We start from the raw sequence: 6825 nt of genomic DNA, 5'->3' as shown, positions 1-6825 counted from the left end.
AGATGTGTATAAGAGACAGAGACGGTGCTGCACGCGGCGGCCCGTACCGCGCGGGCGGTGGTCCCCGACGTCGCGGGGCTCGTCGCCGAGGGCGCGAGGGCCCTCACCGGGCGCGGGGCCCGGGCGTACTCCCTCGACACCGGCGGGCACACCGCCCTGCTGTTCCCCCTGAGCGCCGACGACCGCACCGCCCCCGTGCTCGCCGTCGTCACCCCCCGGCCCGTGGCCGCCGGGCTCGCCACGCTGCTCGCCGATGTGGTCCTGCCGCTGTCCGTGTGCCGGCAGGCCGAGACCCTGGAGCGCAAACGCCGCCGGGTGGACATCGCCGAGTTCCGTGGCCGCGAGGCGGTGCTGCACCTGCTGATGACGGGCCAGCTCTCCATCGCCCAGCAGGTCGCCGGTGCGCTGCGCCCCCGGCTGCCCGATCCGGTACGGGTGTGCGTCGTGGAGTGCTCGGGCGACGGTCGCGACGAGGTGGCCCGGGTCTGCGCGGAGGCGGACGGCGGCCGGTCCTGGATCGTGCGGTGCCCCGTCTACGCCCGCCATCTCATCCTGGTGATGCCCGCACGGAAGCCGGAGGAGGCGGAGCCGGCCGCCGCCCCGACCGACGAGACCGTCGCCGCCCGGGTCGGCGACTGCGTCGTGGGCGTCAGCGAACCCGTGCCGCTGGCCGACACCGCGACCGGCTACCGCCAGGCCTTCCATGCCCTGGCCGTCGCCCGTGAACTCCCTTCCCGACACGCCCGGTTCGGGGTCTCACCGGATCCCGCACTCGTCGTCGGACCGGCCGGACGGCAGTGGGCGAACGACCTGCTGACCCCGCTCCTGACCCATGTCCCGCGCCGTGCGCAGGACCCCGGTGCCCAGGAGCTGGCGGCCACGGCCGGTTCCTGGCTGGCGTTCTCGTCGCACGCGACCGACCACCTCAAGGTCCACCGCAACACCCTGGCCGCCCGGCTGCGTCTCATCGGCGAGCTGCTCACCCTCGACCTGCACCGGCTGGCCGACCAGGCCGCCCTCGACCTGGCGCTGCGCGTCCGCGCCGCCCCCGCCCCGGCGTGCACCCCCGAGCCCGCCCCGTACGCCCCCTCCGGATCCGGTACGCGAGAGGCGGCGCGGGGTCTCGACGCGATCCTGCGCCGCCCTGCCGTACGGCACTGGGCCGACCAGCAACTGGCCCCCGTCCTCGGCTCCGAGGAGACCCTGCGCACCTGGCTGCGCTGCGAGGGCCGCCTGGGGCCCGCGGCCGTCGAGCTGGGCATCAGCGTGCCCGGCGCCCGCAAGCGCCTCACCCGGCTGGAAACGGCCCTCCAGCGCTCGCTGCTCCGGCCTCCGAGCGCCCGCTACGACCTGTGGCTGGCGCTGAGGTCCCGCGACCTGGGGGCCGCGTAAAGCCGCCCCGGGGTCACGGGCCGGGTCACAGCCCCGGTCCCAGCCCCGCTCACCGCCCCGGGCACAGCACGCGGGTCACTGCTGGAGGTCGCCGCCCAGCAGCAGCCCGCTGGCGGCCGTGAGCCCCAGACCGGCGGGGCCGAAGGAGGCCGACGACGTGTAGGCGGGCGAGGACGCTCCGCCGGGCAGAACCCACACCGCACCCTGGTCGTTCTCCCACGCGGCGCCCACCACGAGGTCCGGCCGCCCGTCCCGGTTCAGGTCCCCGGCGCTCACCGTCGCCCCGAACTGGTCCCCCGCCTCGACCCCGCCCGGCACTCCGGCGGTGTTCTGCGTGAAGGAGTAGGACCCCGCGCCGAGTTGTCCCGCACCGCGTCCGGGAACGACCACGACGGCCCCCGCGCGGCCCTTGCTGCCGATCGCCTCACCGGGCGTCCCGACGATGATCTCGGCCGCCCCGTCCCGGTTCAGGTCCGCGACCGCGACGGACGCCCCGAAATCGTCGTACCGTTCCCCGCCGCCCGGCACCCCGGCCGTGTCCTGGTGGATGATCATCGGCGCTTTGTCGTACGCCACGCCCTTCGCCGACCCGAACCACACGTGCACCGCCCCGCCGGTGTGGCCCCACAGGCCCTCCACCGTGCCGGGCTCGTCCGGGTCGCCGACGACCAGGTCGCCGTAACCGTCCCCGTTGACGTCCCCGACGGCGGAGGTGAGCCCGTCGCCGCCCTGCATCCGGTGGTCGAAGAGCCCGGCCTCGTTGGTGGAGTTGACGAACACGTAGCCGCCGCTGAGCCCGCCCATGCGGCCGGTGACGAGCACCCGGTCGGCGGCCTTGTCCCCGTTCACATCGCCGTACGCGGCGGAGCGCATCCACCCCGTCTCGTCGTGCAGGTAGGACGACGCGACGCCGCCCGCCCGGGTGAACGGCCCGGTGAGGCGGGTGGTGGTGTTGTTGTTGACGACGAGGACCTGGGTCCCGTCCGGCCCGGACCAGGCGGCCACGTCCCGGCCCGCCTGCCCGTCCGGCTCGACGACGGTGGGCAGCGCGGCCCCGGAAACCAGGCCCTGCCTGCTGCCCCACAGCACGGTCACCGCGCCGGCCGACTGCGCGGAGCCGATCTTCTCGTACGGCGATCCGATGACGACGTCCGCGTAACCGTCCTTGTCCAGGTCCGCGATGGCACTCGACGCCCCGAAGGCGTCCCCGGCTTCGGCGACTCCCGGTACTCCCGGCGAAGCCTGCGTGATCACGGCCCGCTTGTCGGCGGAGACGCCCTTGGCGGATCCGTAGAGCACGACGACGGCCCCGGACCAGTCCAGCCCGTTGACGGTGGCGCGGGGCGCGGGGACGACGACGTCCCGGTACCCGTCCCCGTTGATGTCCTGCGGCACCGGGAGCGGCGCGGCCTGTGCTGTCCCCCCGGACAGCGTGGTCGCGGCCACGGTCATCGCGGCGATGGCGGCCAGTGCGGCCGTGCGTCTGGCCCGTGCAATCGTTCCGGTCATGTGTAGTGCCCCCACCCTGAGTTGCCTGACATGTGTGGGGGTATTCAGCCACGGGACCTCGCGCCGCCGCCACGCGGGGTCCCGGATCGGAAGACTGACTGTTCAGCCGGTCCAGGTGAGGAACGCCGACCAGGCGTCCGGCGCGACGGCGAGGGCGGGGCCGTCGGGCACCTTGGAGTCACGGACGTGGACGGCGTGGGCCCCGTGCCGGCGCTCGGGGGTGGCACCTGGCCGCTGACGTGGCGGTACCCGCCCACGCGCCCGGGGAGGTTCGTGCACACGCTGATCCTGTTCAACGCGGCGTACGCGTCACTGAGTTGAGCGACCCAGATACGTCACGGGCCCCGCGTCCGGAACCGCGATCTCGTGGAAGCCGACGCGATCGTAGAAGGCGCGGGCGCGGGTGTTGGCGGTCAGCATGCCCAAGTGGACGGCCCCGACGCCTTGTTCGCTCAGGGCGGCGAGGAAGGCATCCATGAGCCGCCGCCCGTGTCCGGACCGCTGATGGGTCGGGAGCAGGTCGATGTGCAGGTGGGCCGGATAGCCGGCCAGCTCCGGCACGATCATGCGCTCGGGATCGTGCATCAGGGCGGTCATCCGCTCGGTGGGGGAAGCGGGTTCGCGTACGGGGGCCGGGTAGCGCTCGGCGAGGCCGGGAAGCCATTCGGCGCGGTAGCGGTCGACGAAGGACACGGTGTCCGCCGTACCGAGGATGTAGCCGACCGCGCGCCCGCCGTCCTCGACCACGAACGCCAGCTCGGGTTCCAGGACGGCGTAGGGCGCGGCGAAGATGTTCGGCAGCAGGGCGGGGTCCGGGTAGAGGTGGCGGGCGTCCCCGCCCTCGTGCCCCGTGCGTACGCAGATGTCGAAGAGGGCCTCGCGGTCCTCGGGGCGGTACGGGCGCAGCACGGGCGACGGAGGAGTCATGCGGGGATCTTTCAGGTGCGGGAGCGCTCCCGCAAGGGGTTTCCCGCCCCCTTTTCGCCGGTTCCCGGCGCTTGATTGCGCGGTCAATGACGTGAGGTCGGCGCATGGCTGACGGCTGGGGCCGTGGAGGTGAAGTTCTGGGAGTCGACATTGGGCTCCCTCCCGTTGCCCCGTCTGCTGGCGTCGCCGAGGGTCCTGGGTGGTATGCCCAGTGCGCACGCTCATGGTTGACAGTAGTTACTTGCACATGCAAGATTTGTTTCCGCAAGGCAAGCCGCCCACGGGGAACTGTGGCAGTCAAGTTCTTGCATGTGCAGGCAAGTGTTTCGGGAGCGCCTCCCCGCGCTGACAGCCGGACTGCCTGCTCGCCCCGTTCCGCGTTCCCCGTTCACCCCGCCCGTTCACCGTACGGAAGGACCTCTCATGCACTGGCTCCACCTCGCCGTCGCCGTCGCCTTCGAAATCCTGGTCGCCATCGCCGCCGGAAAGGCCGAGGGCTTCAAGAACCGCAAGTGGACCGGCATCACCCTGGCCAGCGGCGCCGCCGCGACCTTCTTCCTCAGCAAGGCGCTGCTGACCTTCGACGTCGGCGTCGGCTACGCCCTGTGGACGTCCGTCGCGGGCGTCGGCATCACCGTCCTCGGCGCGCTGTTCTTCGGCCAGCGCCTGAACGCGAACAAGGCGATCGGCATCCTCCTCGTCATCGGTGGCGTCGTCGGCCTGCAACTGAGCGGTTCCGCCTGAGGGCCCTGAGCCCCTGAGCCCCTGAGCCCCTGAGCCCCTGAGTCCCTGAGTCCCTGAGTCCTTGAGTCCCTGAGCCCTTGAGGGTGGCTCCTGGCCTTGCGCACCTCGCACGTCTCGCACGCCTCGCCCCCATCACGCCTCGCGCAACCACCTGACGGCATCCCTGAGAGAGGACCCACCTCCCATGTCCAACGCAGCCAAGAGCTCCACCAACGCCTGGCTCTCGCTCCTCCTCGCCGGAGTCTTCGAGATCGGGTACGCGCTCGCCGTCGGCGGCAGCGAAGGCTTCACCGTCCTGACCTGGTCCCTGGTCGCGGTGGTGTTCTTCCTGCTGACGCTCTACGCGCTGAGCCTCGCCCTCCGGACGATCGACGTGAGCATCGGCTATGCCGTCTGGGCGGGGATCGGCGCGGTCGGCGCCGCAGTGCTCGGCCCGCTCTTCTTCGACGAGACCCTCACCCCGGCCAAGGGTGTCTGGCTGGCCGTCATCATCGTCGGGGTCATCTGGCTCAAGCTCGCCGACCGCACGAAGCCCGAGACGGTCGCCGTGCCCCGGCCCGAGCCGGTCGCGGACCGGCCCGGCGCGCTCCAGATCTGACGCTCCTTCCCGCCGGTATGCCGCAGGCGCCCGCCAGCCCTTCACGAGGGGCCGCGGGCGCCTGCGGCATACCGGCGGGACCGGACGGGGTGGGGCGCGCCGGGCGGGGTGGTCGGGGAGCCGCCCGTGGTGGGCTGGTCGTTCGTCAGCCGTGCGCCGGCCCGCGGCAGCGGGTCGTGCTCCGTCCTGAGCAGCAGAAACGGCGGGTGGTCCGGTTGTCCGGACGCATACCCGCCGTCTGTCGTCGTGGCCGTGGCCGTGGTGGTGGTGGTGTCAGGCTGCGCTGCGCAGCGCCTGCACCGCGCGGGCGAGCTGGTCGTCGGCGCTCGCGGTGTTGAGGGCCGAGCTGAGGACGTCGGCGTAGGTGGCGCGGGCGTCCTGGTAGTGCTTGCGGCCCTCGTCGGTGATGACGGCGTAGACGCCGCGCTTGTCGTCGGCGCAGGTGTCCTTGTAGGCGTAGCCGGCGCTCTCCAGCCGCCCCACCAGGCGGGTCACGGAGCTCTGGCCCAGGCCGATGTGGTCCGCGAGCTCCTGCATACGGCTTTCGCCGTTCTCGGCCTGGGCGAGTACCTCCAGGGCGCGGTACTCGGAGAGGCCGACGCCGAAGCGGCGCTGCAGGGTGTGCGCGAGCTGACGCTCCACGAAGGCGTGCAGGCCGAGAACCGCCTCCCACATGGTCTGGTCGGAGGCGGCGCGCGGCTGCTTGCGGATCGTCATGAACGGCTCCCCTTCTCGACTGCGATGTACCCCAAGATACATGCCCATGCAATTATCTGGAGGGTGTGACGCCGCAGTTGAGCCCCTGAGGGGCTTTGGTTGAGATGTGGTGATTGTAGGTGCAAGTAAAAGGGCCAGGTGGGTCAGGGCCGGTGAGGCATGCCCTTCAGGGTGCCGCGGACGTCCGGGTCGCCGGGGCCGACGCCGTGATCCTTGCGATCGCCTCGACCGTCAGGGCGCGCTCGTGGGGCTCGGTCTCCAGGGCGCGGTGGATCGAGAGGCCTTCGATGAGCGCGTCGAGCTGACGGGCGGTGGCCGGGTCGAAGTGCCATTCCAGGGCGCGGCGGCTGCGGCCCATCCAGGTGCGGGTGAGCTCGCGGTAGGCGGGCCTGCGTGCGGCGAGGGTGTAGAGCTCGTGGGTGAGGATCAGCTCGCGCTGGTTGTCGCCGGAGAGGTGGTGGACGAGATCGGCGACGGCCTCGCGCGCCTCGTCGGGGGTGCTCGCCGCGCCGAGGCGGTCCTCGAAGACGGCGACGATCGTGCCGGAGAACCGTGTGAACGCCTCGTGCAGCAGCTCGTCCATGCCGGAGAAGTGGTACGTCATCGAGCCGAGCGGCACGCCCGCGCGGGCGGCGACCTTACGGTGCGAGACACCCGCGACGCCCTCGTCGACGATGAGGTCCAGGGCGGCGTCGATGATGCGGTCCCGCCGTTCGGGGTCGGTGCGCCCTGTCGCCACGCGGGGCCTCCTCGGTGGGCTCGGTCATCCTCCTCGCAGCATAGAGCGCGGGGGAGCGGGTGGAATCGGGGTCGGGAGAGGAGTGGAAGGGAGTGTACGAACGTACGCTTCGGGCGTACGCTCGTACGCCTGTACACCCGTACATCCAAGAGCTCGCCCTCCCCTCCCGTACCCACCGATCTGCCGAGGCCCGACTCCC

General features: G+C 72.2%; 6 protein-coding genes and 2 pseudogenes. 3 read left to right on the top strand and 5 right to left on the bottom strand.

Going from position 1 to position 6825, the window contains the following annotated elements; genetic code table 11:
* Nucleotides 1–21 precede the first annotated feature (21 nt).
* A pseudogene (locus CR470_RS17230) lies at nt 22–1392 on the top strand (helix-turn-helix domain-containing protein); the annotation flags it as partial.
* 75 nt (nt 1393–1467) lie between these two features.
* Here the strand turns inward: CR470_RS17230 and CR470_RS17225 are convergent.
* The 3 genes and pseudogenes from CR470_RS17225 to CR470_RS17215 form a co-directional block, all read right to left on the bottom strand.
* A complete protein-coding gene (locus tag CR470_RS17225) occupies nt 1468–2901 on the bottom strand; it encodes an FG-GAP-like repeat-containing protein (RefSeq protein ID WP_097868482.1) in 1434 nt (477 codons plus the stop codon).
* A gap of 102 nt (nt 2902–3003) precedes the next feature.
* Nucleotides 3004–3099 (bottom strand): annotated as a pseudogene (locus CR470_RS17220) (DUF397 domain-containing protein); the annotation flags it as partial.
* Nucleotides 3100–3210: 111 nt separating this feature from the next.
* Nucleotides 3211–3828 carry a GNAT family N-acetyltransferase gene (locus tag CR470_RS17215; RefSeq protein ID WP_097868481.1) on the bottom strand — a complete coding sequence of 206 codons (618 nt, stop codon included), beginning with the start codon at nt 3826–3828 and terminating at the stop codon, nt 3211–3213.
* A gap of 423 nt (nt 3829–4251) precedes the next feature.
* Between CR470_RS17215 and CR470_RS17210 the strand changes: the two genes are divergently transcribed.
* Both CR470_RS17210 and CR470_RS17205 read left to right on the top strand, forming a co-directional pair.
* The gene (locus tag CR470_RS17210) at nt 4252–4572 is read left to right on the top strand and encodes a DMT family transporter (RefSeq protein WP_097868480.1); all 321 of its coding nucleotides are present in this window, start codon (nt 4252–4254) and stop codon (nt 4570–4572) included.
* A 184-nt stretch (nt 4573–4756) separates the two neighbouring features.
* Nucleotides 4757–5170, top strand: coding sequence for a DMT family transporter (locus CR470_RS17205; protein ID WP_097868479.1), 414 nt, complete (start codon nt 4757–4759; stop codon nt 5168–5170).
* A 273-nt stretch (nt 5171–5443) separates the two neighbouring features.
* Here CR470_RS17205 and CR470_RS17200 read toward each other — a convergent pair whose 3' ends face one another.
* Both CR470_RS17200 and CR470_RS17195 read right to left on the bottom strand, forming a co-directional pair.
* Nucleotides 5444–5887 carry a MarR family winged helix-turn-helix transcriptional regulator gene (locus tag CR470_RS17200; RefSeq protein ID WP_097868478.1) on the bottom strand — a complete coding sequence of 148 codons (444 nt, stop codon included), beginning with the start codon at nt 5885–5887 and terminating at the stop codon, nt 5444–5446.
* A gap of 166 nt (nt 5888–6053) precedes the next feature.
* Complete coding sequence (locus tag CR470_RS17195; RefSeq protein ID WP_097868477.1) at nt 6054–6626, bottom strand: TetR/AcrR family transcriptional regulator; 573 nt, start codon at nt 6624–6626, stop codon at nt 6054–6056.
* Nucleotides 6627–6825 lie beyond the last annotated feature (199 nt).

The organism is Streptomyces sp. rh34, assembly GCF_002551245.1.
Classification (GTDB): domain Bacteria; phylum Actinomycetota; class Actinomycetes; order Streptomycetales; family Streptomycetaceae; genus Streptomyces.
Note: the sequence above shows the minus strand (reverse complement) of the source record. Positions and strands in the feature narration are given on the sequence as shown.